This window comes from Flavobacterium sp. DW-iso2, assembly GCF_058725285.1.
The window spans coordinates 27,224-52,649 of sequence record NZ_JBZXDY010000021.1; the positions used below are offsets into that span (position 1 = coordinate 27,224).

Consider the following 25,426-nt stretch of genomic DNA (forward strand, 5'->3'; position numbering starts at 1 on the left):
ATTATTAAAATCGTTTATTTAAATTTTCACACCAAACAGGTAACCGACCCATGCAGACAGTCCCATTGCAATTGTACCCCAAATTGTAATTCTTATAATTGCTTTCGAGATGCTTGAACCACCTGTTTTTGCCGACATTGCTCCTAATATGATAAGAAACAAAATTGTTGATCCATACAGCCAATATTCCATGCCTTTAACTGGTGTAAAAAGCACTACCAATAGAGGTAAAACACCACCAATACTAAAGGAAGCTCCAGATGCCAATGCCGCCTGTATTGGATTTGCCTGACTAATTTCATTGATTCCTAATTCATCTCTTATATGTGCAGCTAATGCATCATTTTTTGTCAACTCAATAGCTACTTGCATTGCCGTTTCTTTTTTAAGCCCTCGTTTTTCATAAATTTGAGCTAATATATGCAATTCTTCTTCCGGCATTTCTCTAAGTTCTACTTTTTCTCGCTCAATGTCTGCCTTTTCAGTATCGGTCTGTGAACTGACAGACACATACTCACCAGCGGCCATGGATAAAGCACCTGCAACCAGTCCAGCGACGGTTGCCAAAATAATTGGCTCTCTGGTAGTACTAGCTGCAGCTATACCAATTGCCAAACTCGAAATAGAAATGATACCGTCATTTGCTCCAAGTACTGCCGCTCTAAGCCAATTGCTACGATGAATATAATGATTGTCTAAATAATTATCAATTGTTAGTGTTGGCTTACTGTTGTCGTTTGTCATAAAATTGCACTTAATGTATCGTTTTCTTTACTACTTTAATATTTCAACCTAGTTATTTATTAAAAAAATAGTTTATAATTAATTAACCACGTCAAAAACGCCTTTTGTTAAAATTTTAGAAGAAGAATTAATTTGATTATCAGGAATAATTTCAACATATTTCTCTGATTTCTCTCCTATTTTTACTGCTATCTTTTTAAAGAAATAACTGTCGTTTTTTTCTTGCTTCAATAAAAGTACGAAATTTTTGTCGTTCTCAGTAATTAAAGCTCCTGTAGGGATTGCTAGGCCTTTTTTAGAATTTACCACAATAGCCGCTTCTACAAACATTCCAGTAATTAATTTTTGCTTGATATTGTCGTCTAAATGCCCGTGAACATTGATCGTTCTGTCATTTCCTTCAATAGATTTTCCTACTAAATGTACTTTTGCATGGAATACTTCTTTTGTAGCTTCTGGCACGGTAAAATTAATATCCTGATCCACTTTTACTTTTAATATGTCTTTTTCGAACACATTCAATTCTAAATGCAAATGATCCGTTTCAATAATTTCAAGCATCACATCTGAAGGTGCTACATACATACCAACATTGGCATTCATTACCACGATGTCTCCCGATATAGGAGCATAAATAGTGATCACCGAAGTCAATTTACCATTTTCGACGTTTACAGGATTAATGCCTAACAGCTGCAATTTTGCTTTTAAACTTTGATACATTGCTTTTGCTCTTCGATACTCACTTTCCGCTTTTAGATAGTTTTTTTGAGAAGTAATTTTTTCATCAAATAATGTTTTTTGACGTTCGTATTCTGATTTTAAATATTTAATTTGTTCCGCTACTTCCAAATATTCTTTTTGAATATCAAGAAATTCTGTGTTTTCTAAAGTCAATAATGCTTGTCCTTTTCTCACTTTATCACCTACTAATAACGTAGTTGCTTTGATGTTTCCTCCAACAAACGTAGTTACTTTCGCTCTGTTTTGTGGCGGTACATCAATCTTTCCAGTTGTTTTTACAGTTACTTCAAAATCTTGTTCCACGGGACTTCCTATTTCCATTGCCGAAGATTTAAATTGCGGTACGGTGACCGTAACCATTGTATCATCCTTAACGATAGGTTCTTCTGTTTTAGTTTCTTTGCACGAAAATAGAACGATTGACAAGGCGAGTATATATAGTGTATTTTTCATTTTTTATGTATTAGAAATTAAGATATTGTGAATCGAGTTGGGTTGCATTGAATTGAAGTACGTTGTCTAGGTATTCAACTTGAATAGCGGTTGCATTCTCTAAACTTTGAATGTACTGGAAGAAATCAATTTCTCCATGTTTATAGCTTAAATTCGCCACCTTAAGAATCTCATCCGATAACTTTTTTCCATATTGGTTGTAATAATTTATTGCTTCTTGATATTTCGCTAATTCGTTCTTTTTTTGATTCACAAATTGCGTTCTTTTTTGTTCTTCATTTTGCTTCTGTTGTTCCCAACTTTGTAATTCCAGTTGAGCCACTTTTGATTTTGAAATGTTGCCAGAGAATAAAATGGGAACCCCAATTCCAATTTGAAAACCATTCAATGATTGCGACAATCCCTTATTGGACCCTCTAAAATACTCCAAATGTAAATCTGGCAACCAATGTTGTTTTTCAAGTTTAATTTGGCTTTTGTAACTATTCGTAACACTCTCTAAATATTTATTATGAACGGCTGTACTTAAATCTGCTGTTGAATTAAATAGCGGAGTGATTGAATTGTTTTTTATTGCAATTTTTTCATCGGTTTGAATCAAGGAATACAGCAAATCATATTGTGCTTTTTTATTGTTTTCAATTTGAGAAAGACTTGTTTTTATTTGTCTAAATTTCGCTTGTGCCGTGATTTTTTCTAAATAATTGGTTTCACCTAATTGAAAACGTCTATCACTTGCTTTTGAAAAATTTTGATACAAACTATCCAAATAGAAATATAGTTTTTCTTGGTTTTGTAAATAGACAATGTGATAATATACTTTAGAAATTTCTAACGAAAGTTTGTTTTTTTGAATTTCAAAGCTGGCTTTTTCCTTTTCATATTCCTTTTCATAAACTTTTTTCTGAGCTCCATAAACCGTTGGGAAAGAAAACCGTTGTTGTGCTCCAAAGATCTTCAAAGGTTCATTATTAGAAGCCAAATTATTTTGGTCATAATTGTAATAAATAGTAGTTTTTTCAAAGGTGTAGGCAGTTTTTATATTAGCCTGGTATTTATCTACCTGCAATTGAATGGCTTTTATGCCTTTGTTATTTGTAATACCGTTAACTATTAAACTATCTAATTCGGGATTTGAATTTTGTGCAAAGGCAAACGAAGTGCTTAACAACAATAGAATTAGATAGGTGTTACTATGATGTTTTTTAAATTTTGCCTTTTTAAACTCTTTTCCATCGAAAACCTTGAATAAAATAGGTAGTACTACCATCGTTAAAATTGTTGCTGTAAATAATCCTCCAATTACGACTGTTGCCAAAGGTCTTTGCACTTCTGCTCCTGCAGAAGAAGATATCGCCATTGGTAAAAAACCTAAGGCTGCAGCGGCTGCCGTTAATAAAACAGGGCGCAATCTATCGGTCGTTCCTTTCAATATGAGTTCATCAATGTTTTTCATTCCTTGATGTTTTAATTCTTTAAAATGTTCAATTAATACAATTCCGTTTAAAACTGCAATACCAAAGAGCGCAATAAAACCAACACCCGCTGATATACTAAAAGGCAATCCTCTCATCCATAAAAATAACACTCCTCCCACTGCCGAAAGCGGAATTGCTGAATACACCATTAAGGCTTCTTTGATCGAACCGAAAGCAAAATACAATAAGATAAAAATCAAGATTAATGCAATAGGTACGGCAACCATTAATCTGGCTTTGGCACTTTGAAGATTTTCAAACTGTCCTCCATACTGAACGTAATAGCCTGCAGGCAGTTTAACTTTTGTATTCACAATGTGCTGAATGTCAGTAACCACACTTTGTAAATCCCTGTTTCGAACATTAATTCCTACTACTATTCTTCTATTCGTGTTATCTCTTGATATTTTGGCAGGACCTTCCGTGTATTCAATGTTGGCTAATTCTTGTAACGGAATCTGTTCTCCATTAGGAGCCGAAACATATAAATTTTTCAAATCATTAATATCATGTCTATTGGTTTGATCCAAACGAATTACCATATCAAATCGTTTCTCACCTTCAAATACATTACCCACTGTTTTTCCTGCGAATCCCAGCGCAATCATATCATTCAACTCTGTAATATTCAAACCATATCTAGCAATTTTAGAACGATCATAGCGCACGGTCATTTGCGGTAAACCTTCCGTTTTTTCGATAATAACATCTGAGGCTCCTTCAACTTTTTCAATAGCTTTTTTGATTTCATGTGCTTTTTGAGCCAATACATTCAAATCTTCACCAAATACTTTTACCGCTACATCAGATCGAGTTCCCGAGATTAATTCGTTAAAACGCATTTCGATGGGTTGGGTAAATTCAATTTCCATATTTGGAATTTGCTTTTCAATCGCTACTTTAATTTTATCTGCCAGTTCATCTTTACTTTCTGCTGATACCCATTCTGATTTTGGCTTTAGCTTAACTATAACATCACTTTCCTCCATACTCATAGGGTCAGTAGGAACTTCGGCAGCACCTATTCTGCTCACTACTTGCTCTACTTCTGGAAAGTTTTTTAGAATAATTTGTTCTATTTTAGTAGTGGTAGCAATCGTCTTTGTCAAAGAAGTTCCTGTTTTCAATACGGGCTGAATCACAAAATCTCCTTCGTCTAATGTGGGTATAAATTCCCCTCCCATAGTCGTAAATAAAACTACTGCCATCACTAATAATCCCAAAGCGCCATATAATACTTTTTTAGTATTGCTTAAAGCCCATGTTATGACAGGGAGATACCACGAATTTAATTTTCGAATTAATTTACTAGAAAATGACTTAGGGTTCTCTTCTTTAGGTTTCAAAAATAACGACGAAACAACGGGAACATAGGTAAAGCAAAAGATCATCGCTCCCACTAAGGCAAAGCTAAATGTCATTGCCATAGGTTTGAACATTTTACCTTCTATGCCTGAAAGAGAAAGAATTGGAATAAAAACAATCAAGATGATCAATTGCCCAAAAATAGCCGAATTCATCATTTTTGAAGCACTTTTATAGGTAATCTGGTCAATTTCCAGTTGGCGGTCTACATCAGACATAGGACCTAATTGCGCCGCTTTACTGGCTATTTGAAAGGCTATAAACTCAACGATAATAACCGCTCCGTCAATAATAATTCCAAAATCGATAGCGCCTAAACTCATCAAGTTTGCATCTATTCCAAAAATATTCATCAATGATATCGCAAATAATAAACATAGCGGAATCACAGAAGCCACTACCAATCCAGAACGCCAGTTTCCTAACAATAAAACCACTACAAAAATTACGATTAAGCAACCTAAAATAAGGTTCTCAGCAACTGTAAAAGTAGTTTTTCCAACTAACTCGCTACGCTCCAAGAATCCATTTACATAAACTCCTTGTGGCAATGATTTTTGGATTTCGGCAATTCTTGCCTTTACATCGTTTATTACTTGTTTAGAGTTGGCACCCTTTAGCATCATCACCTGTCCAAGTACCTTCTCCCCTTCTCCATTACCAGTAATAGCACCAAAACGATTAGCAGAACCAAAACGCACATCTGCCACATTTTTCACATAAACAGGCATTCCGTTTATATTCTTCACCACTATATTTTCAATATCGGCTAGCGATTTTACTTTTCCTTCGGCTCGAATGAAATAACTCTGATTTACTTTTTCGATATAAGCACCACCGGCAATACTATTATTGTTCTCAAGCGCCGTAAAAACATCTGTAGTACTGATGTTCATTGCTTTTAATTTAGAAGGGGTTATTGCAATTTCATATTGCTTTAAATAACCACCCCAAGTATTTATTTCAACCACCCCTTTTATTCCTGATAATTGGCGTTTTACAACCCAGTCTTGAATGGTTCTTAAATCAGTTACTGAATATTGGTTTTTAAATTCAGGTTTGACTTCCAGGGTGTATTGGTAAATCTCTCCAAGTCCTGTGGTGATAGGTCCCATTTCTGGAGTTCCAAAACCTGCTGGGATTTTCTCTGATGCCGATTTGATTTTTTCGGCAATTAACTGTCTGGGTAAATAGGTTCCTAAATCATCGTCAAAAACAATGGTGACCACAGATAAGCCAAATTTTGAAATTGAACGAATTTCTTTCACGCCAGGCAAGTTTGCCATTTCAATTTCTACTGGATACGTAATGTATTGTTCGATATCTTGAGTAGAAAGATTTCGCGAAGTAGTAATAACCTGTACCTGATTGTTGGTAACATCTGGGACGGCTCCTATCGAAATTTGAAAAATAGAATAGATTCCGAATCCAAATATTCCTAAGGTAAATAGTAAAACAATAAGTTTGTTTTTAAGACTAAAAGCAATAATTTTTTCAAGCATTTTTCACTTTATTTTATTTTTCAAAAATACAGTAAATTGGTAAGGATTGTCTTAAGAACGACTTAAGAACTACTTAAGGTCTTCTTTATGGAAGCTTAACATTACTGCCGTTCCTAAATTTTCCTGACTTGAAATTCGAATGTCAATACTAAGTAATAGACATAACTTTTTCACGATTGATAGTCCCAATCCCGTTCCTTTAATTTCAGGATGCTCTGTTGAATTAGATCTGAAAAATTGATTAAAAACTTTTTCAACATCCTTAGAAGCTATCCCAATACCTGAATCGATTATACTGCATTCGATTGTATTATTATTTTCTGTTATAGTAATAGCTAATTTAGCATTTATATCTGAATATTTTAACGCATTGGAAATCAAATTATTAATTATTATTGAGAATAAATAAATATCCGTTTCAATATAATAGTCCTTTTTAAATTCTGTCGCAACCTGAATATTTTTGGTTTGTATTGTATTCGAATATCTTGAAATTGAATCTAGAATAACTGCATTTAAACAAAGTTTCTCCCTTTTTAAGCTTTGTTTTTGATTTTCAAATCTCGCTAGCAACAGCAATTGATCTACCAGATTGTTTAAGCGATCCACTTCAGAGATACAATAGCTAATTTTTTCTTCGTATTCTGCAGGGTTTCTCGGCTTTCTTATTAAAACCTCTAAGGTTCCTTTTATGACGGTCAACGGAGTTCTTAATTCATGCGAGGCGTCAGAAGTGAATTCTTTTTCTCTTTCAATCGTGTTTTCAATTCTGTCCAATAAATTATTTATTGTTTTTGATAAAATATAGAGTTCATCCCGATTTAAAGGTAGTGGAATTCTGGACGTTAAATTATCTTTGGTAATGATATTAGAAGTTTCGATAATAGAACTAATGGGTTTTATGCTTCTTCCGGCAATAAACCTTGCAATCAGAAAAAGTACGATTAGAATTAACGGATAAGCGATAATCAATACCTCGGATAAGTTTTGAAGTACCATCGAAGCATCTTCAAGAGACATGGCAATCAATAAATAGCCTATTTTTTTTGTTCTGTTGTATATTGGGATCTGTATTTGCCGAATTTTGTTATCTAATAATTTGGTATCAAATAACTCCTTATCTTCAATATGGGTATGAAGCGATAAGGTTTGTTTTTTTAAATTGGGCGATTTTTCAATTAAATTACCATTATTATCTAAAAATTGTATAAAAACGGGGTTTACATCAACGGTGTTATGCTCTCTTTCTTTCCATTCCTCCATGTGAATAAGAAAAATAGAGCTGTTTCTTATTTCAATTTCATTCATATGATTCTTTACCTCCTTACCAATATCATTATTAAGGTGGTTGTAAACACTCAACTTTACAATAGAATAGATAGTAAAAAACACCACAAAAATCAATAAAGCTGTGGTGATAATATAATTGAAGGCGATTCTATTTTTAAATGAAAATTGTTGCATTAGTAATTAGTCATTTGCGATGTAACCTACACCGCGTACTGTTTTTATATAGTCTTCTTCGATTTTTAAATTTAACTTTTTACGGATAGCATTGATAAAAACATCAATGACACCAGTGTCATAATCAAAATGTATGTCCCAGACATCTTCTATAATTTGATTTCTAGTACAAACTTTTCCTTTATTTTTGACTAAATAACACAAGAGATTAAACTCCCTATTTGTTAACTGTATTTCTGTTTGATGAGATAAAACAGTATGTTTTGCGATATCTATCTGTATTGTTCCAAGAGTTAAAATATCTTGTTCATTCTGATTCCGAAAATGAATTTTGATACGTTCCACTAATTCTTCAAAACTAAACGGTTTTTTAATATAATCATTAGCTCCTGCTTTAATACCCTCGATTGTTTCTTGCACCGTATCTTTGGCTGTCAAAAATAGTATAGGTGTGTTACTATCTTTTCTTCGAATAGCTTTACACAAATCCAATCCACTCATTTTGGGTAACATCCAATCCAAAAGAATCAAATCAAAATGCTGTTGCTGAATAAGTTCAAATCCTTGCAAACCATCAGCAGCACTGGTGATTTGATAGCCTTCCTCCTCTAAACCTTGCTGGAGAAATTGTACAATACCTGCTTCATCTTCCACTATTAAAATATGCATATCCCTGTTTTTTATTCCAATAAAAATTTAAAACCTAAAGAACCAATATTTGCTGACAAGCCATCACTTCTTGTATAATGATTCAATCGTAAATCTATTGATTTTAATCCTAAAACAAAGATTTTAGCACGAGTAAAAATATCAGTATACGTGAAACCTAAGCCATATTGACTACTGTCAAATTTTGATAAGTCATAATCCGAAGTATAATATTTCTCCGTTGAAAGATGTTTCTCATAAGGAGCAAAATAATCTGAAGCTGTTTGCGTATAATAACGGAAGATAGGATAAGCAGTAAAACTGGAGCTAATTTTAATAGGTAACTCAATTGATGCTGTATGTGCTTGAATACCCCAATTGTCTTGATAATATCTGTAGTAGGTTCTGGCGACTACGTATTCATTGATATAAAAATTGAGTCTTGCTCCTATCGGAATTTTAAAATGGGTACTCGGTAGTCGCTCTTTGTCATCAGCTAATTGATAGACTCCTTTATTTTCGGAAGTGGTATATACTGGAATATATTGAGATTGTCCAATATAATAATTTGCTTTATCAGCAAAATAGACTCTCTGATAAGGAGTTCCCAATAAGCCTTCTTGTTGCAAAACATCCATAAAAACAGACATTTGAATCTTTTTTGTCAGTATTTGAGAAAATGAAATAGAGGCCGAGTACGAATTTCTGTTTGACTTGTCATAAGGTTTAAATGCCGATGGCAAATATCCATTTGATGTAGCACCGTTTTGATCTACTATAGAAACGCCAGAAAAGAATCCGTTATTTTTAAAATTAGCTCCATACTTTGCATATTCATGTAATTCAGTAGGATAAATGGGTCTCCACTGGTCTAAATAAGCATTAGCTTTTATGCTTATTTCTGTATTTTTCTCATTAAACAACTTGGTAAACCCACCCCCAAAGCCAATTGAAGTATAATCATACTCATTCGAAAAAGAAACATCAGCAGTCCAAATGTTATTTCTATTATCCGAATTATGACTGTAATTTGCACTAACAGAAGCCAGCTGGTCACTCTTTGAAGCTCCCGATGAAGCTTGCCAAGGAGTGCCATAAGGACTGCTTGCAGCCGTACCTTTCTGAATTGCCTTTTTATCATCATAGCCTCCCGCTCCAGAAGCACCAGTCGCATTAAACGGATTAATATTGCTTGAAGAGGCAGAAGTGTAGGCCGAAATCCCCACATCAAAAGTCAAGACATCATCCTCATTTAGCGGAACGGCCACTACGATATTTGAAGCTATGTCAGATAGTTTCTCTGAACCTATTCCACCGCTAACGGCAGAATGCGTACCATCCTGATTGTAGTAACTCAATAGCAAATCTACTTCGGTATTTTCTAAAACTCTCTTTTTAAAAGTAGTCGTTGAATCTTTAACTTGGGCAACAACAGCCATGTTTATTAACAAAGCCAGCGCAAATATTATTTTTTTCATCTTAATGTTCTAATTACAACCACATCCACCACCTGTTTTTCCACCATTGGCGCCTGCTGCAGCCTCACGATACACCTGAAAAGTGGTTTCGTATTTCTCAGACGGTTTCGCCGCTAACTTCATGTCAGGATCGTTAATGTATAATTTATCATATTCCTTAACTGCAACACAAGATTGCAGGGTAACTAAAACGATTATAAAAAGAGCTAGTTTATTCATTGTTGAATTTTTTTAAATCTATATTTTTTGAAGCGAATATTTTTCCCTTGTCATCGACATATATGCATCCTATTCCCGGTAATTGATTGACTAAATCCAATCCCACATCTACTCCCATTACAAAAATACCAGTTGCTAAAGCATCAGCAAACTCTGTTGATTTTGCAAAAACCGAAACGCTAATCACTCCTGAAGCAGGATAACCAGTTCTGGTATCAATGATATGTGAATATCGTATTCCGTTAAAAGTCACGTATTTTTCATAACTTCCTGAGGTCTCTACAGCGCTATCTTCTAGAGGAAAAGTGGCGAAAATTTTGTCCTTGTTTAATGGGTTTTTAATTCCAACTTTCCATTTTTCTCCATTGAGCTGTTTTCCCCAGGTGTTGATATCCCCTGATATGTTTACTATTCCTGCAACGACACCTTTAGAAATAAGTAATGCTTTTATTTTATCAGCAATGAATCCCTGACCAATTCCGCCCAATCCTAATTTCATTCCTTTATTTTTAAGGAAAATTGTATTGTTCTCAGCGTCTAGAATTATATTTTTATAGCCTACCTTCTCCACTGATTTTTTAATTTCCTCCGGCGTGGGCATTTCGGTCATACTGCCATCAAATTTCCAAATTTTATCCATCGAGGCATAACTGATGTCAAAAGCTCCTGAGGTTAATTCAGATATTTTTATCGAGCGTTGTACTAAATCAAATACTTCTTGAGGCACTTTAACTGGTTTAATTCCAGCATTTCTATTGACGTCAGAGATTGGCGTCGTCGAAATCCAGTCTGAAATTAAATTTTCAATGCGGGATACTTCGGCCACAGCCATATCAATATATGCATCTGCCGCTGGAATGTCTTTGGCTTCTACAATCATTTCAAACGGACTCCCCAGCATGGACAACGTTCTTTTTTGGGTGACTTGCGAAGTAGCTGCAACACCACAAAAGAGGAACAAAATTAAAGATAGCTTGCGTATCATTATCCTTTTATAAATGAGTTAAGTAGTTCTATATATTCTTTTGGAGTTACGTTTTTATAACTTGTTTTACCCAATACTTTTCCGTTAGAATCCAAAATAACAACTAATGGAAAAATACCGTCTTTATTGTACATTTCAGCGAGACCTTCATTTTGCTTTTTAATGTCAGCTTCCAGTTGATTTTGTTTTTTCTTAGGAAAATCAGCACGCTCTAATACTAAATTAGTTGCAGCATATTCCTTGAATTCTGCAGATTGCCAAATGCTTTTATCTAATTTTATGCAGGGTGCACACCAATCTGATCCTGAAAACACTAATAAAATTGGCTTATTTTGACTAACAGCTTCTTTTTTTACGAGTTCAAAATTTGTTTTCCAATCTTGAGAATACCCTAGACTTATCACAAAAAGGAACACTATTACCATCACTTTTTTCATTATCACTATCATTTTAATTATAAATCGATTATTATTAACTCCTTCAAAACCAATTTGTATGCGGTCTTTTCTCAACACTACATAATCGTCATCAAATGTAACTCTAAATTGAAATCAATATTGTTGATTGCTTCTCATCTTAAGTGAAAATTAAGAATGATTAGCATCTTAACATAAGCCATTTATCAATCTAAATACCGTAATTTGTGTAAAAAAAAAGTACCTATGTCGTTCTATAAAAAATTATCCCCTTTTTATAACCTTATTTTTTTCTATGTCGCAGTTAGTTTAATTCTAAGAATTGTACTACTGTTCCACCCCATTACAGACACTACATTTATTTGGACAGATGCTATCAAGATTTTTACTTTTGGTTTCGTTTCTGATGTTTTTGTTTTTATACTCGCCACCGGTTTCTTATGGCTGTATTTGATTTTTATATCTAATGCAAAATACCTGAAGCCCTATGGATATATCATTTTCGGTTTATTAGTTGCGCTTCTGCTATACATCTATTCTGGAAAATCAATCCTGAATGAATACGGTGGTGCATTACCTAGGATTGGGATGATTTTCGTCGGAATCAAAACATTATTATTTGGGCTTTTACTTTTTCTACCAAAGCACAGAGACAAAATTAGATATTGGCTTTTTGCCTTTGTAATGTTTTTATTTGTTGTTTTGATTTTACAAAATGCCATCAGTGAATACTTCTTTTGGAATGAATTTGGAGTTAAATACAACTTTATAGCGGTTAATTATTTGGTTTACACCAATGAAGTTATTGGAAATATAATGGAGTCTTACCCAGTAGTTCCTTTATTTTCAGGATTATTTATAATAGCGGGTACCGTTACTTATTTTATTTTAAAAGGATCCCGAAGCTACATTGACAGCATCCCTACATTTGTTGAAAAAATTAAAATATCAGGGATTTACTTTGTCTTATTCGGACTGTCATTATTGGCGATTCCGTTTTTGGCCACTAAAGAAAATTCACAGAATATTTTTTCAAATGAATTACAATCCAATGGTGTTTATAAATTCTATTTGGCTTTTATGAATAGTGAATTGGATTATTTTAAATTTTATAAAACACTACCAGAAAAGCAAGTTTATTCTATACTAGGACAACAAATTCCTGGTGTGACTGGAGAATCTACTTTAAGACAAATTAAAAGTGCCGCTGCCGAAAACCATAAAAATGTAGTTTTAATTACTATCGAAAGTTATAGTGCCGACTTTATGAAGGCCTATGGTAATGACCAAAATATTACACCATTCTTAGATAGCTTAGCGACGCAGAGTTTACTTTTTACTAATTTCTATGCTTCTGGTAACAGAACAGTACGTGGCTTAGAAGCCGTAACCTTGTGCTTCCCTCCTACAGCTGGAGAAAGTGTCGTAAAAAGAAAAGATAATAAAGACAAATTCTCAACAGGAAGTGTATTTAAAGAGAAAGGATATAGTGTAAAATACCTTTACGGAGGTGATGCTTTCTTTGACAATATGGAAGATTTCTTTTCAGGAAATGGATATGATGTCGTTGACAAAAAAACATTCGAACCCAACGAAATTACTTTCGATAATATTTGGGGTGTTTGTGATGAAGATATGTACAACAAGGCCATTAAAGTAATGAATAAAGAAGCTAAGGAAAACAAACCTTTCTTTAATCACATCATGACGGTAAGTAATCACAGGCCATTTACGTTTCCAAATGATAAAATAGATATCCGAGGTGATGCTAAATCACGTGAAGGTGGTGTGAAATATACTGATTTTGCGATGAAGAAATTCTTCGAAATGGCAGAAAAACAACCTTGGTTTTCCAATACGGTCTTTGTGATATTAGCTGATCATTGTGCTTCAAGCGCTGGTAAAACAGAACTTCCGGTAGATAAATACAGAATTCCTGCCATGATTTATAGCCCAGGATTTATTCAACCACAGCATTATACCAACCTAATGTCGCAAATCGACATCATGCCAACTGTTTTTGGATTATTGAATTTTAGTTACGAAAGTAAATTCTATGGTCAAGATGTACTGCAAGCGGATTATAAGCCGAGAGCTTTGATTGCGACTTATCAGGATTTAGGAATGATAAAAGATAATGTTTTGACTATCATCTCACCAAAACAAGAAGTTAAACAATTTAAAATGACTTTATTGCCGAAAGCTGGAGTTGAAGATGATTTCCAAATTTATTACGATCAAAAGCCTTTGAAAAAAGAACGAATCGATTTAGTGAATGAAACCATCTCTTTCTATCAAACTGCTTCGGATATTTTGAAGAAAAAGAAATACCAAAAAAATTAAGACATAATAGTCCTTGAATAACTAAAAATCAATTGATTATACTTGCATAATGTAATTTTAAATTTAGACACGAATATCACAAATGATCATTAACTAATTTGTGATATTCGTGTCAGTAAATAGTTAAAGTAAAGAGAGATACAATAAAGCACTTAATTTTAACTATCATTTGAGAATAATAAAAAAGCCTGTGAATTTAGTTTCACAGGCTTTTTCATTATCTGATTAGAATACTTCTATTCCGCATCTTTATCACTTTCCATACCAAAAAGATCTCCTTTTTTAAATAACTTGGTATCCTTCTTTAGTGCTTTGCCGTTGCGTTTTGTAAGCACTTCAGCATCTAGCTTGCTTAAATCCGGTTTTCCTGCATTTACCCATGCCGTATACCAGAAGCTTGCTGTTGCAGTAACCGCCTTTTTCATTTGGCTTTCTACCATCCCGTTTAGTGCAGTATGGAATTTCCCTGCATATTCATTAGAATATTTTGCGCTATTGTATTTGTTTTTTACCACATTTCCTTCCGCATCAGTTACAAATATTTGATTTACAGTTAATGCTGTTCTCAAACCTTTATCTGCTGCTAATAACGGTTCTACTAAGCTGTGGGTATCCATAATCATATCCCAGGTTGCCTTGTTTACGTCCTCATAATAATGTGCGGGCGCAACAGTAAATTTATAGTCTTTAACAAATAATTCGGGTAACCTGCTCTCCCACAAAGAGTGAATCCCTTTTTGGTCACTCAATTGTCCGTCATGATTGTCAGATGTGTGTAATGGCATGTGCGCATCAGCGATATAATGTCCCAATTCAGCTGCAATAAATAAGATTTCTGATTTTCGTTTGTCTTTGAATGCTTGCGTTAATTTTCCCATCATATCTTGGATATACCAAGGCAGTGTTCCATTTTTAGACAAAAACTTATCATCATACTTCTTTTTGGCCTCAGCCATAGTCTGTGGAAAGCTATCGACACTCCCAAAATTCTCCATATCAAAATAATGTCTCGGTCCTTCGGCCTTGTCTTGTAAAATGTATTTCCTTAAATCTGGAACGGTAGATTCTTGCGTTATGAAATCAATATGGTTGTAAAAGAAAACTTGTAGCGGTTTTGGCAAAGCCATGACAGCTGCTTTATTAATTCTTTCATGTCCAACTATTCCCCATGATAATGTTAGAAATCCAATGAATATTGCAGTTAGCAACATGATTGTAGGCTTAAATTTGATATTTATCATTACTTTTATTTTTTTGAAGTACAAATGTATTTGTTTTTCAGACAATTTAAAAATATCTAGTTTAAGATTATGTAAATTAGGAAATAACTTATCCATAATTATGTTTCGACACCAAGGAAAAAACAGAACTTTCATTCATAATTTACGTTTAGCCACTTTACTTTCATTCGTAGCAGGAATTGTAAATATTACGGGTGTATTGGCAGTAAAGACTTTGACGACTAATGTTACTGGGCATTTTGCCTTCTTTGCCGAAGAAGTCATTAAACAGAACTATAGCGCGGCAATTACATTTTTTGTTTTTACGATTTTCTTCTTAGCTGGCGCATTTATATCGAATTTTTTAGCCGAATCAGTTGCAATAAAGCGCCCTGATCTATCACATGTAATTCCAATTTCACTAGAAATAGCGATTTTACTTTTAGTTGGACTTTTTGGTGTACAAGGTGATTTGTCAACATTTTCAGGGAAATGGATTGCCTTTTCAATGTTATTTTCTATGGGAGTGCAAAATTCTATGGTAACACAAATATCAAACTCTATTGTAAGAACTACTCATTTAACAGGGCTATTTACCGATTTAGGAATCGAATTATCACAATTATTTTTCTATAAAAAAGTGAATGAGAGAAAAAGATTGAATACCAGTATTTATTTAAGGTTATCGATCATTGTCTTCTTTTTTATCGGTTGTATCTCTGGAGGCTTCCTGTATACTTTTCTAGAAATGAAAACTCTTTTTGTAGCTGCTTTTTTCCTTTTAATTGCGCTTATGTATGATTATGTCCGTCTGCAATTCTTTGTTATAAAAAGGAAAAAATTTACTCGCGTTGCTAAATAAAATAAAGTATGGAAAACAAAGCTGTTATCGCAATACATACCCAAAGTAAAATTCCTTGAACTAACGGTTTAACACCCACTGACTGCAACACACTATGACTTAATCCAGCACCAATTAAAAACAGCGTAACGGTAAGTCCTATTTTTGCTAAAGAAACTAAATACGGAGCTACAAGTGCTGTTTGTGGGACGTGAGTATTTAGTATCATAGCTAGAATAAAAACTGCGATAAAATAAGGGATTCTAATTTTACTCGATTTATTTTTAAAAACCATTGCGGTAATCAATGCAACAGGAATGATCCATAAAGCTCGTGCCAATTTTACAGTTGTGGCAATCTGCAGCGCTTCAGGCCCATATTTATTAGCAGCTCCCACTACTGAACTAGTATCGTGAATTGCAATAGCACACCACAGGCCAAACTCCTGCTGGCTTAAATGCAACCAATGCCCGATAACCGGAAATAAAAATAAAGCAATCGAGTTCAGGATAAAAATTACACCCAAGGCAACCGAAGTCTCTTTTTCATCAGATTTAATGACTGGTGCAATGGCCGCAATAGCGCTACCGCCACAAATCGCAGTACCGCATGAAATTAAATGAGATGTTTTACGATCAATCTTCAGCCATTTACCTAAAAAAAATCCCAAAACTAAGGTGCTAAAGATAGAAGCAACAGTAAAGAAAAAACCCGTTTTCCCAGCAGATATAGCAGCGTTTACATTCATTCCAAAACCCAAACCGATGACGGAGAGTTGAAGTAAAATATTGATAGCTTTAGCATTAAAACGTAAAAAAGGATTACCTGTTATGTTGGCAGCAATTAAGCCAAGAACTAAAGCAACTGGCGGCGAAATTAACCCCGAAACGCAAACCAATAGTAATAGTACAAAAATGAGTTGCTGTACTTTAATATTAGTATTAAAGAAAGTAAAGGTTTTTTTAGCGATGATTTCAGGATGATTGTCCAAGGTAAAATTGTTGAATTACTACCCAACAAAGATGCGAGGATAAATCGATATTCACCAATCATAAGAAACAATCTACTATAACTTTAAATTATAGTATTTTGAAATATTTTTAATAAACAAATCTGAAAGAGCGTTTGTTTTTCCTTGTAAACTAATGATATAAAAATAACGTTCAATGATTAGGTTATCGACATCAATAATCATTAACTCCTTGTTTTTTAATTCCTTTTCTATAGCGTGAATCGAAACAAAAGCAACACAATTTGAGTTCATCAGATAAGATTTTATACTTTCAGTACTTCCTAATTGCATTTCTACAATCAGGTCAGACATCTTAATTTTTAATGGTTTTAAAGCATGCTCGATTACTTCTAATGTTCCTGATCCTGGCTCCCGCATTAAAAACCGCAATTCCAAGAGATCTTCTTTGGTGATTTCTCCTTTGTTTACCAATGGGTTCGAACTATTGCAAACCAAGACTAATTCATCTTTTAAAAACGGAGTATATTTAATCGCTTTATTTTTCGACTGTCCTTCTACGATTCCGGTTTCGATTTCTTTATTCAATAAGGCATTTTCAATCTGTTCTGTGTTTCCATTGCGCAAAATGATTTTGACTTCTTGCATTTCCTGATGAAAACGGGCTAGTAATGGCGGAATTATATATTGTGAGATAGTAGTGCTGGCTCCCAGGCGCAGCACGCCATACTGCTTTTTTATAAGCGCACTCATTTCAAAATCAATTTCACGGTAAATTTCAAAAATACTCTTAGCCTGTTTTACTAATTGTTCGCCAGCCTGCGTCAAGGAAATTTTAGAGCCCGTTCGGTCAAAGAGTTTGACTTTATATTCTTCTTCCAGTTCTTGTATGTGTTTCGATACGGCAGGTTGTGTAATAAACAATTCTGTTGCAGCTTTAGTGAAACTCAATCTGGTAGCGACAGTGAAAAACACTTTTAATCTGAAATCCATAATTGTATTGTATTGGTGAAACCAAATCGAAAATTACAACAATCCGTTGTATTTCCTCACAAACCATTCGGTTGCAAGCAGTGAGACAATTAAAATTAATAGCAAAGTCCAATCAATCAAAGGAGAGCGAGTTGCCGTATTTTTTTCTATTGCTTTATAATTATCATCAGCTAATAGCGACTTGATTAGTGTATCCACTTGGTCTGGATAATAAACAGCTCCTTCCGTTTGTGTGGCCAACTGTTTTAGTTTTTCTAAGTCTGGATTGACAAATTGTTTTTCTCTGTCGAAATCTAAAATCTCAAAATGACTCGAATAACTGCTGTTTGAATTCAGTTCTTTTACAGAAAAATTATAAGTTCCTGCTGCAAGTCCATCTAAATTCACTTTGTAAAATGCATTTCCTTTTAATAAATCGTAGTTTTTGGTTTGCTTTGTCGCAGTATTTGTTACAATAATCGTCAAACGTGCGTTATCATCAAATTCATAGTTTTTATTGAAATATTGGGCTGTTATTTCGATCGCATCTCCTGAATTATAAAAACTTTCATGATTGACAACCAATGCTTTTTTAGAGCTACTGGATGCTAAATACTGAATAGTTTTATCCATAAAAACGTCAAATTTAGCAAACGACTGCGTATCTAGATGACTTTGCAAACGCCATTTCCAGACATTTTCACCAAGTAGAAATGCGCTACGACTTCCTTGATTCTCGGCATAGACTAATAAGGGAGAATTAGTTTCCATACTTCTAATCTTAGAAGAAAGTAAAACAGAGGCGTTACCCTTAACAGTTATATTTCCGAAGGAATTTTCCAGTGGAGGAAAAGTTTCGAAACCAATATTATCGATGGCGAACAAATTAAATTGCGGATTAAAACTCGCCAAATAATTCTCTTTTTGATTACTCATTTTAAACCCTAAACTACTTTGTTGCTGATTTAAAAACGAGAAGTCAGTAGTGGTTCCGGTAATGATAAAAGTACTAATTCCAGCCGTTTTGTTCTCTTCAAAAACAGATTGAAATGCAGCAGTAGGCTGATAAAGAATCAAAACATTATAATCTTTTAATGAACTGATAACATTTGGCTTAACAATAGTTACTTTACGCTGTGCATTAGATTCGATACTACGTTTTAAAGCACCTACATCGGGATGATTTATCGCTGTTACCAGTGCAATATTTGTTTTTTGATCAATTACTTCTACAGCAAAATTCTTTGTGTTATTATAACTGTTTTTCTCTTTTTCAGCAGCAGAAATCGTAGCTTTAAAAATCTGTGAGCCTATTTTATTGGCCGGTAAAAGAACACTTAATATTACTGTTCTTCTAGCAGAAGAGAAAGAAACACTTTGTTTCGTTAGTACTGAATTGCCTTGTGTTATAGTAAAATCAGCAGATACATTCTTGTCTCCTGAATAGTTCAGAAAAACTTCTACAGGAAATTTATTCTTGTAAAAAGCATATTTATTGACGTTGATCTGGCTAATTTTTAAGTCAACAACCTTGGTGGTATCACCTAAAACTATTGGAAAAACTTTATTACTAGCATCAAAACTATAAACATAATCGTTGCCTGAAGTCTGGTTTCCGTCTGTTAAAAGAATTGTAGCGAACGTACTGTTTCTGTTTGCACTTCTTAACTCTTTTGAAATTCCGCCCAGATTTGTCTGTGTGCCTTTAAAATCAAATTGCTCAGCCGGTTCAAATTCCGCATCAAAGCGATACGACTGTAGATCAAATTTCTCTTTTAAGGCTGTGTTAGCTGTTATAGCAGCATATATTTCTAACGCTTTTTTGTTGGCGTCTAATGCCATTATCGAACTTGAATTGTCTACAACAACTGCCAAAGGCGGTTTGATAATCTCGAGTGTATTTCTGGTTATTATGGGATTAATCAACAATATCAAAATCCCAAACAAAGCTAGAAAACGCAATAAAGCCAAAAACAAATTCAATTTTGATTTGCTTTTGGCTTTATAAAAATATTGGTAAAATGACAAACCACCTGCTACTACTAAAGCTAGCAATAATAATAGAATGGTGTTTGTAGTCATATTTATTTAGTAATAAGTGGTCAGTTGTATTAGTAGTCAATTTTAGTATTAGCCGAATACTAAAAAACTGAACACTGAATACTTTTTTAAGTAAGCATTCCTCCGCATACATTTAGAACTTGTCCTGAAATGTAAGCACTCATATCCGAAGCCAAGAAAAGACATGCATTAGCAACATCTTCAGTAGTTCCCCCTCTTTTCAAAGGAATTCCGTCTCTCCATCCTTGAACCACATCGTCATTCAGTTTTGCAGTCATTTCCGTTTCAATAAATCCTGGTGCAATTGCATTACAACGAATATTACGAGAACCTAATTCAAGTGCAACCGATTTTGTAAATCCAATAACACCTGCTTTTGAAGCGGCATAATTCGTTTGACCAGCATTACCCTTCACTCCCACTACACTACTAATATTGATAATCGATCCAGCGCGTTTCTTCAAGAAAGTTCTTTGAACAGCTTTAGTCATATTGAAAACAGATTTCAAATTAACATCAATAACTTTATCAAAATCTTCTTCAGACATACGCATCAAAAGGTTGTCCTTAGTAATTCCAGCATTATTGATCAAAATATCAACAGTTCCAAAATCAGCTAATACAGCATCAACCATAGTTTGTGCTTCATTAAAATCGGCAGCATTAGATTGGTAACCTTTGGCTTTAATACCAAGTGCATTCAATTCATTTTCTAGTGCTAAAGCGGATTCAACAGATGAACTGTACGTAAACGCAACATTTGCTCCGTGTTTTGCAAAAACTTCTGCAATTCCTTTTCCTATTCCGCGACTTGCGCCTGTTATAATGGCTACTTTTCCTTCTAGTAATTTCATGTTCTAAAATTAGTTTAATATTTATTTGAAGCTATTCCTGCTATCCACTGCAATCTTTTATGTTTTTAAGAAAAAACATAAAAGGATTTTCGTTGCTATCAGGGCTAAAAACGACTTGTCAAATATATAATAATTCCTTTCTTAAAAAAAATTTCAATTCTAATAAACGACTAGTAAAACAAAACTTTAAATTTTAAAATATTTATTCACCCATTTATCCCAATGTGAACTATAAATGGCCAATAAAGTAAAGCCTAATAAAAACAAATGATACCAGGCATTACTAATTAGATCAAAAAAGTCCAATTTACCATTAGCAAAACTCAATATCAACAAAACCTGCGCTCCGTAAGGTAAAATTCCTTGTACAATACAAGAAAAGATATCTAAAATAGCAGCTGTCTTTTTAGGATTCAAATCATATTCGTCATTAATCTCCTTTGCAATAGGACCCGTAATTACAATAGACACCGTATTATTGGCTATAGCCAAATTAGCAAAACCAACTAATGCTCCTATTCCTGCTTGCGCTGATTTTTTACTTTTAATGCGTCTTTTAATTTGGTACAGTAAATAATTAATTCCGCCCGCTTTTTCTACCATAGCCGCTAAACCACCTGTAAGCATCGATAATAAAAAGATGTCAGTCATACCGGTAAAACCTTCATATATCTTTTGGATAAACTCCATAAAGGTAAAAGAACCGCCAATATAACCAATGACTCCCGCTATAAGCGTACCGATAATTAAGGTAGAAAAAACATTTACGCCAATCAAAGCTAAAATAATTACTAATATATAAGGTACGATAGGAATCCATTCAAAACTAGCTTTTGGAAGCGCAACAGTAACAATATCTGAATTTAAACCGAGGTAAAAGAATAAAATAATAGTAATCACTGCGGCAGGAAATGCAATGAACAAATTGATTTTGAACTTGTCTTTTAATTCGCAACCCAAGGATTGCGTTGCTGCAATAGTAGTGTCTGAAATCATCGAAAGGTTGTCCCCATACATAGACCCACCCAATAAGGCTCCAGAAATAAGTGGCAAAGAGGCTCCGCTTTTATCTGCTAATGTCACTGCTATAGGTCCTAAGGCAACAATTGCCCCCACAGAAGTTCCAGTCGCAGTTGATAAAAAACCTGCAATCAAAAAGATCCCTAACGGGAAGTAAGCCACGTCAATAGTACTGATTCCTAAATTAACAACAGCATCAACTCCCCCCATTGCTTTACTTACCACTGCAAATGCACCTGCAAGCAGATAAATCAAACACATGGTCATGATTTTACTTTCTCCACAACCTGCGATTAAGGTTGCTACTTTTTCCTCTGTGGAAGACTTGAATAATAAAAAGGCGGCTATAATACCCACCATAACAGCAACTGGAGATGGGAATGCATAAAAATCATGCAATACAATTCCGGCACCCAAAAAAGTAAAAATAAAAACAAAAAGCGGAATCAAAGCGTACGGATTTCCTGTTTTTTTTGAAAAAATAGTCATAAAATTAATTTAAAAATGAATTAAATATGACGAAAAACAAAAGCTAAAAAATGGGAATGAAACAACATTTTTTCCAAAGGATTTGGCTTATCGTTTTAGCACCTTGCTCGTTTTGCAGGTTGCTATCTCATAATGAGATTCGTGATAACGGCTGCAAAAGTACTACATCTTTTAGTAAAAACGATAGATATTTTATTTTTTAGCATAAAAAAAGCCTTACCGAAGTAAAGCTCATTTATAAATATATGGATTGAAATGTCCTAGAAAGCGACATTCCATCTTGGTAATCTACCATTTTCATCTAAGAAATTTTGTAAAACTTGTCCTTCTACAGCAGTTGGAATTCCTTTAGTCTCATCATTGAATGTTTCGTACCAAACTATTTCTAACAAACTGATATCTTCTTTTTTCATTTGTGCTGGCCAAGAATATTTTCTTCCTGTTTTTGCGAATTGATGTCCTTCAACAATCTTTTCTTTTAAACCACCATTTTTTATTTTCAAAGTTCCATCATTTTGTACCGTTCCAGTAGAACCTACCATGATCAACTCTTTTTCTTCTGCTACTGCATACACTAAAAACACGCCGCTACCTTCTGAAGCATTACAAACTTGTTCTAAACTGTCATCTGCAGCAAATGAAAATTTGTCGCTAACTTTAAATTTTTTTAATTCCTTATACATATTTTATTATTTATTTTATTTGGCTTTCACAAAAAAACACCCCACAATAAGTGAGGATTACTACAACCATATGTTTTTTTTATTAAATTAAAGGACAAGGAATGACCTCTTTTAATAAAGTGCAAAGATATTTCTTTAATTCTATTTTATAATAAAAAAGCCCCACAAATGTGAGGCTTATTCTATTTTAGTTTAAAATAGCGAACTATCCTAAAACTTCTTTTACCTTTTTACCAATTTCAGCTGGAGAATCCACTACGTGAATTCCACATTCTCTCATGATTTGTTTTTTAGCTTCTGCTGTATCATCAGTTCCACCTACAATAGCACCTGCATGCCCCATTGTACGACCTGCTGGAGCGGTAACTCCTGCAATAAATCCTACTACTGGTTTACGGTTACCATCAGCTTTTATCCAGTGAGCAGCATCTGCTTCTAGTTGTCCACCTATTTCACCTATCATAACGATACATTCTGTTTCTGGGTCATTCATCAACAACTCAACTGCTTCTTTTGTAGTTGTTCCAATGATAGGATCTCCTCCAATACCAATTGCAGTAGTGATTCCTAATCCTTGTTTTACAACTTGGTCAGCTGCTTCATACGTTAATGTTCCTGATTTAGAAACGATACCTACAGTTCCTTTTTTGAAAACAAAACCTGGCATAATACCAACTTTAGCTTCACCTGGAGTAATTACTCCTGGACAGTTAGGTCCTATTAACCTTGCGTTTCTTTCTTTAACATAAGCATTTGCTTTGATCATATCAGCTACAGGAATTCCTTCTGTAATGGCGATAATCACTTTTATTCCTGCATCAGCAGCTTCCATAATTGCATCAGCAGCAAAAGCGGGTGGTACAAAAATGATTGTAGTATCAGCACCTGCTTGTTCAACCGCATCTTTTACAGTATTAAAAACGGGACGATCTAAATGAGTTGTGCCACCTTTTCCTGGAGTTACACCACCTACAACGTTTGTTCCGTACTCAATCATTTGAGAAGCATGGAAAGTTCCTTCACTTCCTGTAAATCCTTGAACAATTATTTTGGAATCTTTATTAACTAAAACACTCATGATATATATTTTATGTGATTTTTAAAAATTGTCTTGCAAAAGTAAGGTTTTGAAATTATTTTGAGGCCATTTCTTATCAAAATATATTATGATAATTGACTCATTTGATAACCTCTATATAATTTATTATCTTTTATTTCCCAAATTACTATAAAATGTGCCAATAACATCTCCTCTCTAGGGTTTTCAATTGTTTTTACAAAATGAGAATAGCGTACACTAATTAGATCATTTTCGGCAATGATGTGACTGATCCTGATCTTTGAGCGAACGTAGGCTTTGCCTAATTCTTCAGAAATATTTAGTAAAGCATCGTAGTCTAATTGCACAAGACCCTTACTACTATTCCAATCGACCAAAGCTTCAGAGTGCAAATATTCTTTCATAGTAGCGCTGTCAAGCAGAGCATCTGATTTGTAAAAATCTTGAACGAGTTCTTTTGCTGTCATATTATTTTAATTTATTTAAAATTTCTGGTATTTTTTTAATATTAGCCAGTTGTTTTAATTTTTCTCTAGACTCTTCTATTGGTGTTCCAAAATAGGATTTCCCGCCTTCAACAGATTTCGTTACTCCTGTCTGGCCTAGAATCACTGCTTTCGTGCCTATTGTGATTCCACTAGTAGTTCCTACTTGTCCCCAAATAGTAACTTCATCTTCAATAATAACACAACCTGCTATCCCAGTTTGGGAGGCAATTAAACACTTTTTTCCAATTACAGTATCATGACCTACATGAACCTGATTGTCAATTTTTGTTCCTTCACCAATGATGGTATCTCCTGTAACTCCTTTGTCTATTGTACAAAGCGCTCCAATACCCACATGGTCCTTTATTACAACCCTACCGCCCGAAAGCAATTGGTCAAATCCGTCTTCTCGTTTTTTGTAATAAAAGGCGTCGGCGCCAAGAACTGTTCCTGCATGGATGATTACATTATTTCCAATTACGGTATTATCATAAATGGCAACATTAGCATGAATCAAACAATTCTCTCCTATCACAACATGATTACCTATAAAAACATTCGGTTGAATTAAAGTTCCTTGTCCGATCTTGGCTGAAGCAGAAATAGAAGCACTTGAAGACTCAAAAGGCTTAAAGTATTTTGTTAACTTATTGAAATCATTAAAGGGATCTTCTGATATCAATAATGCTTTTCCTTCTGGACAATCTACTTTTTTATTAATCAAGACAATAGTTGCCGCTGAATTTAAAGCTTTATCATAATATTTTGGATGATCTACAAAAACGATATCACCATTTTCTACAACATGAATTTCATTCATTCCAGATATTGGGAAATTAGCATCCCCAACATATTCACAGTTGATAATAGTGGCAATTTCTTGTAGAGCGTAAACTTTTGGAAATTTCATAAATTTAATTAGAAAATGT

General features: G+C 34.0%; 21 protein-coding genes and 1 riboswitch. Of the genes, 2 read left to right on the forward strand and 19 right to left on the reverse strand.

Annotation, left to right across the window (positions count from 1 at the left end):
- Positions 1 to 18: 18 nt before the first annotated feature.
- The 9 genes from AC4PRO_RS13540 to AC4PRO_RS13580 form a co-directional block, all read right to left on the reverse strand.
- Positions 19 to 744 (reverse strand): VIT1/CCC1 transporter family protein, encoded by a 726-nt coding sequence (locus AC4PRO_RS13540; protein ID WP_492117702.1) that lies wholly within the window; start codon positions 742 to 744, stop codon positions 19 to 21.
- Between the two features lie 78 nt (positions 745 to 822).
- The gene (locus AC4PRO_RS13545; protein ID WP_492117703.1) at positions 823 to 1,941 is read right to left on the reverse strand and encodes an efflux RND transporter periplasmic adaptor subunit; all 1,119 of its coding nucleotides are present in this window, start codon (positions 1,939 to 1,941) and stop codon (positions 823 to 825) included.
- Between the two features lie 10 nt (positions 1,942 to 1,951).
- Positions 1,952 to 6,286 (reverse strand): CusA/CzcA family heavy metal efflux RND transporter, encoded by a 4,335-nt coding sequence (locus tag AC4PRO_RS13550; RefSeq protein ID WP_492117704.1) that lies wholly within the window; start codon positions 6,284 to 6,286, stop codon positions 1,952 to 1,954.
- Between the two features lie 69 nt (positions 6,287 to 6,355).
- On the reverse strand, positions 6,356 to 7,750 hold the full coding sequence (locus AC4PRO_RS13555; RefSeq protein ID WP_492117705.1) for a sensor histidine kinase: 1,395 nt from the start codon (positions 7,748 to 7,750) through the stop codon (positions 6,356 to 6,358).
- Positions 7,751 to 7,756: 6 nt separating this feature from the next.
- A complete protein-coding gene (locus tag AC4PRO_RS13560) occupies positions 7,757 to 8,419 on the reverse strand; it encodes a response regulator transcription factor (protein ID WP_074723256.1) in 663 nt (220 codons plus the stop codon).
- An 11-nt stretch (positions 8,420 to 8,430) separates the two neighbouring features.
- A complete protein-coding gene (locus AC4PRO_RS13565) occupies positions 8,431 to 9,876 on the reverse strand; it encodes a DUF3570 domain-containing protein (protein ID WP_492117706.1) in 1,446 nt (481 codons plus the stop codon).
- A gap of 9 nt (positions 9,877 to 9,885) precedes the next feature.
- Positions 9,886 to 10,095 carry a DUF4266 domain-containing protein gene (locus AC4PRO_RS13570; protein ID WP_074723254.1) on the reverse strand — a complete coding sequence of 70 codons (210 nt, stop codon included), beginning with the start codon at positions 10,093 to 10,095 and terminating at the stop codon, positions 9,886 to 9,888.
- Positions 10,088 to 11,080, reverse strand: coding sequence for an FAD:protein FMN transferase (locus tag AC4PRO_RS13575; protein ID WP_074723253.1), 993 nt, complete (start codon positions 11,078 to 11,080; stop codon positions 10,088 to 10,090). The genes AC4PRO_RS13570 and AC4PRO_RS13575 overlap by 8 nt, the downstream gene beginning before the upstream one ends.
- Positions 11,080 to 11,517 carry a thioredoxin family protein gene (locus tag AC4PRO_RS13580; RefSeq protein ID WP_074723391.1) on the reverse strand — a complete coding sequence of 146 codons (438 nt, stop codon included), beginning with the start codon at positions 11,515 to 11,517 and terminating at the stop codon, positions 11,080 to 11,082. The genes AC4PRO_RS13575 and AC4PRO_RS13580 overlap by 1 nt, the downstream gene beginning before the upstream one ends.
- A 225-nt stretch (positions 11,518 to 11,742) precedes the next feature.
- On the opposite strand from AC4PRO_RS13580, the gene AC4PRO_RS13585 reads away from it, so the two are divergent.
- Complete coding sequence (locus AC4PRO_RS13585; RefSeq protein ID WP_492117707.1) at positions 11,743 to 13,839, forward strand: LTA synthase family protein; 2,097 nt, start codon at positions 11,743 to 11,745, stop codon at positions 13,837 to 13,839.
- 236 nt (positions 13,840 to 14,075) lie between these two features.
- Here the strand turns inward: AC4PRO_RS13585 and AC4PRO_RS13590 are convergent, their stop codons facing one another.
- Positions 14,076 to 15,080, reverse strand: coding sequence for a zinc dependent phospholipase C family protein (locus AC4PRO_RS13590; RefSeq protein ID WP_492117708.1), 1,005 nt, complete (start codon positions 15,078 to 15,080; stop codon positions 14,076 to 14,078).
- A 100-nt stretch (positions 15,081 to 15,180) separates the two neighbouring features.
- On the opposite strand from AC4PRO_RS13590, the gene AC4PRO_RS13595 reads away from it, so the two are divergent.
- Entirely contained in the window at positions 15,181 to 15,921 is a 741-nt protein-coding gene (locus AC4PRO_RS13595) for a YoaK family protein (RefSeq protein WP_492117709.1), read from the forward strand.
- Here AC4PRO_RS13595 and AC4PRO_RS13600 read toward each other — a convergent pair.
- From AC4PRO_RS13600 to AC4PRO_RS13640, 9 genes are all read right to left on the reverse strand, one after another.
- Positions 15,914 to 16,891: a YeiH family protein gene (locus AC4PRO_RS13600; protein ID WP_492117710.1), complete on the reverse strand. Its 978-nt coding sequence runs from the start codon at positions 16,889 to 16,891 to the stop codon at positions 15,914 to 15,916. The genes AC4PRO_RS13595 and AC4PRO_RS13600 overlap by 8 nt on opposite strands.
- A 75-nt stretch (positions 16,892 to 16,966) precedes the next feature.
- Positions 16,967 to 17,863, reverse strand: coding sequence for a LysR family transcriptional regulator (locus AC4PRO_RS13605; protein ID WP_492117711.1), 897 nt, complete (start codon positions 17,861 to 17,863; stop codon positions 16,967 to 16,969).
- Between the two features lie 33 nt (positions 17,864 to 17,896).
- A complete protein-coding gene (locus tag AC4PRO_RS13610) occupies positions 17,897 to 19,924 on the reverse strand; it encodes a hypothetical protein (protein ID WP_492117712.1) in 2,028 nt (675 codons plus the stop codon).
- 86 nt (positions 19,925 to 20,010) lie between these two features.
- Positions 20,011 to 20,757, reverse strand: coding sequence for a 3-oxoacyl-[acyl-carrier-protein] reductase (gene fabG, locus AC4PRO_RS13615; RefSeq protein WP_492117713.1), 747 nt, complete (start codon positions 20,755 to 20,757; stop codon positions 20,011 to 20,013).
- Positions 20,758 to 20,943: 186 nt separating this feature from the next.
- Positions 20,944 to 22,266: a Na+/H+ antiporter NhaC family protein gene (locus AC4PRO_RS13620; protein WP_492117714.1), complete on the reverse strand. Its 1,323-nt coding sequence runs from the start codon at positions 22,264 to 22,266 to the stop codon at positions 20,944 to 20,946.
- Between the two features lie 57 nt (positions 22,267 to 22,323).
- A riboswitch (SAM-I-IV-variant riboswitch) is annotated at positions 22,324 to 22,419 on the reverse strand.
- A 107-nt stretch (positions 22,420 to 22,526) separates the two neighbouring features.
- Complete coding sequence (locus AC4PRO_RS13625; protein ID WP_074723247.1) at positions 22,527 to 22,949, reverse strand: hypothetical protein; 423 nt, start codon at positions 22,947 to 22,949, stop codon at positions 22,527 to 22,529.
- Positions 22,950 to 23,154: 205 nt separating this feature from the next.
- The gene (gene sucD / locus AC4PRO_RS13630; protein ID WP_074723246.1) at positions 23,155 to 24,027 is read right to left on the reverse strand and encodes a succinate--CoA ligase subunit alpha; all 873 of its coding nucleotides are present in this window, start codon (positions 24,025 to 24,027) and stop codon (positions 23,155 to 23,157) included.
- Between the two features lie 86 nt (positions 24,028 to 24,113).
- Entirely contained in the window at positions 24,114 to 24,476 is a 363-nt protein-coding gene (locus AC4PRO_RS13635) for a nuclear transport factor 2 family protein (RefSeq protein WP_074723245.1), read from the reverse strand.
- Between the two features lies 1 nt (position 24,477).
- The gene (locus AC4PRO_RS13640) at positions 24,478 to 25,407 is read right to left on the reverse strand and encodes a UDP-3-O-(3-hydroxymyristoyl)glucosamine N-acyltransferase (RefSeq protein WP_492117715.1); all 930 of its coding nucleotides are present in this window, start codon (positions 25,405 to 25,407) and stop codon (positions 24,478 to 24,480) included.
- Between the last annotated feature and the right edge of the window lie 19 nt (positions 25,408 to 25,426).

Excerpts from the sequence above, each read along its gene's own strand:
- AC4PRO_RS13540 (WP_492117702.1), bottom strand. The coding sequence starts at position 744 with ATGACAAACGACAACAGTAAGCCAACACTAACAATTGATAATTATTTA.
- AC4PRO_RS13545 (WP_492117703.1), bottom strand. The coding sequence starts at position 1,941 with ATGAAAAATACACTATATATACTCGCCTTGTCAATCGTTCTATTTTCG.
- AC4PRO_RS13550 (WP_492117704.1), bottom strand. The coding sequence starts at position 6,286 with ATGCTTGAAAAAATTATTGCTTTTAGTCTTAAAAACAAACTTATTGTT.
- AC4PRO_RS13555 (WP_492117705.1), bottom strand. The coding sequence starts at position 7,750 with ATGCAACAATTTTCATTTAAAAATAGAATCGCCTTCAATTATATTATC.
- AC4PRO_RS13560 (WP_074723256.1), bottom strand. The coding sequence starts at position 8,419 with ATGCATATTTTAATAGTGGAAGATGAAGCAGGTATTGTACAATTTCTC.
- AC4PRO_RS13565 (WP_492117706.1), bottom strand. The coding sequence starts at position 9,876 with ATGAAAAAAATAATATTTGCGCTGGCTTTGTTAATAAACATGGCTGTT.
- AC4PRO_RS13570 (WP_074723254.1), bottom strand. The coding sequence starts at position 10,095 with ATGAATAAACTAGCTCTTTTTATAATCGTTTTAGTTACCCTGCAATCT.
- AC4PRO_RS13575 (WP_074723253.1), bottom strand. The coding sequence starts at position 11,080 with ATGATACGCAAGCTATCTTTAATTTTGTTCCTCTTTTGTGGTGTTGCA.
- AC4PRO_RS13580 (WP_074723391.1), bottom strand. The coding sequence starts at position 11,517 with ATGAAAAAAGTGATGGTAATAGTGTTCCTTTTTGTGATAAGTCTAGGG.
- AC4PRO_RS13585 (WP_492117707.1), top strand. The coding sequence starts at position 11,743 with ATGTCGTTCTATAAAAAATTATCCCCTTTTTATAACCTTATTTTTTTC.
- AC4PRO_RS13590 (WP_492117708.1), bottom strand. The coding sequence starts at position 15,080 with ATGATAAATATCAAATTTAAGCCTACAATCATGTTGCTAACTGCAATA.
- AC4PRO_RS13595 (WP_492117709.1), top strand. The coding sequence starts at position 15,181 with ATGTTTCGACACCAAGGAAAAAACAGAACTTTCATTCATAATTTACGT.
- AC4PRO_RS13605 (WP_492117711.1), bottom strand. The coding sequence starts at position 17,863 with ATGGATTTCAGATTAAAAGTGTTTTTCACTGTCGCTACCAGATTGAGT.
- AC4PRO_RS13610 (WP_492117712.1), bottom strand. The coding sequence starts at position 19,924 with ATGACTACAAACACCATTCTATTATTATTGCTAGCTTTAGTAGTAGCA.
- fabG (WP_492117713.1), bottom strand. The coding sequence starts at position 20,757 with ATGAAATTACTAGAAGGAAAAGTAGCCATTATAACAGGCGCAAGTCGC.
- AC4PRO_RS13620 (WP_492117714.1), bottom strand. The coding sequence starts at position 22,266 with ATGACTATTTTTTCAAAAAAAACAGGAAATCCGTACGCTTTGATTCCG.
- AC4PRO_RS13625 (WP_074723247.1), bottom strand. The coding sequence starts at position 22,949 with ATGTATAAGGAATTAAAAAAATTTAAAGTTAGCGACAAATTTTCATTT.
- sucD (WP_074723246.1), bottom strand. The coding sequence starts at position 24,027 with ATGAGTGTTTTAGTTAATAAAGATTCCAAAATAATTGTTCAAGGATTT.
- AC4PRO_RS13635 (WP_074723245.1), bottom strand. The coding sequence starts at position 24,476 with ATGACAGCAAAAGAACTCGTTCAAGATTTTTACAAATCAGATGCTCTG.
- AC4PRO_RS13640 (WP_492117715.1), bottom strand. The coding sequence starts at position 25,407 with ATGAAATTTCCAAAAGTTTACGCTCTACAAGAAATTGCCACTATTATC.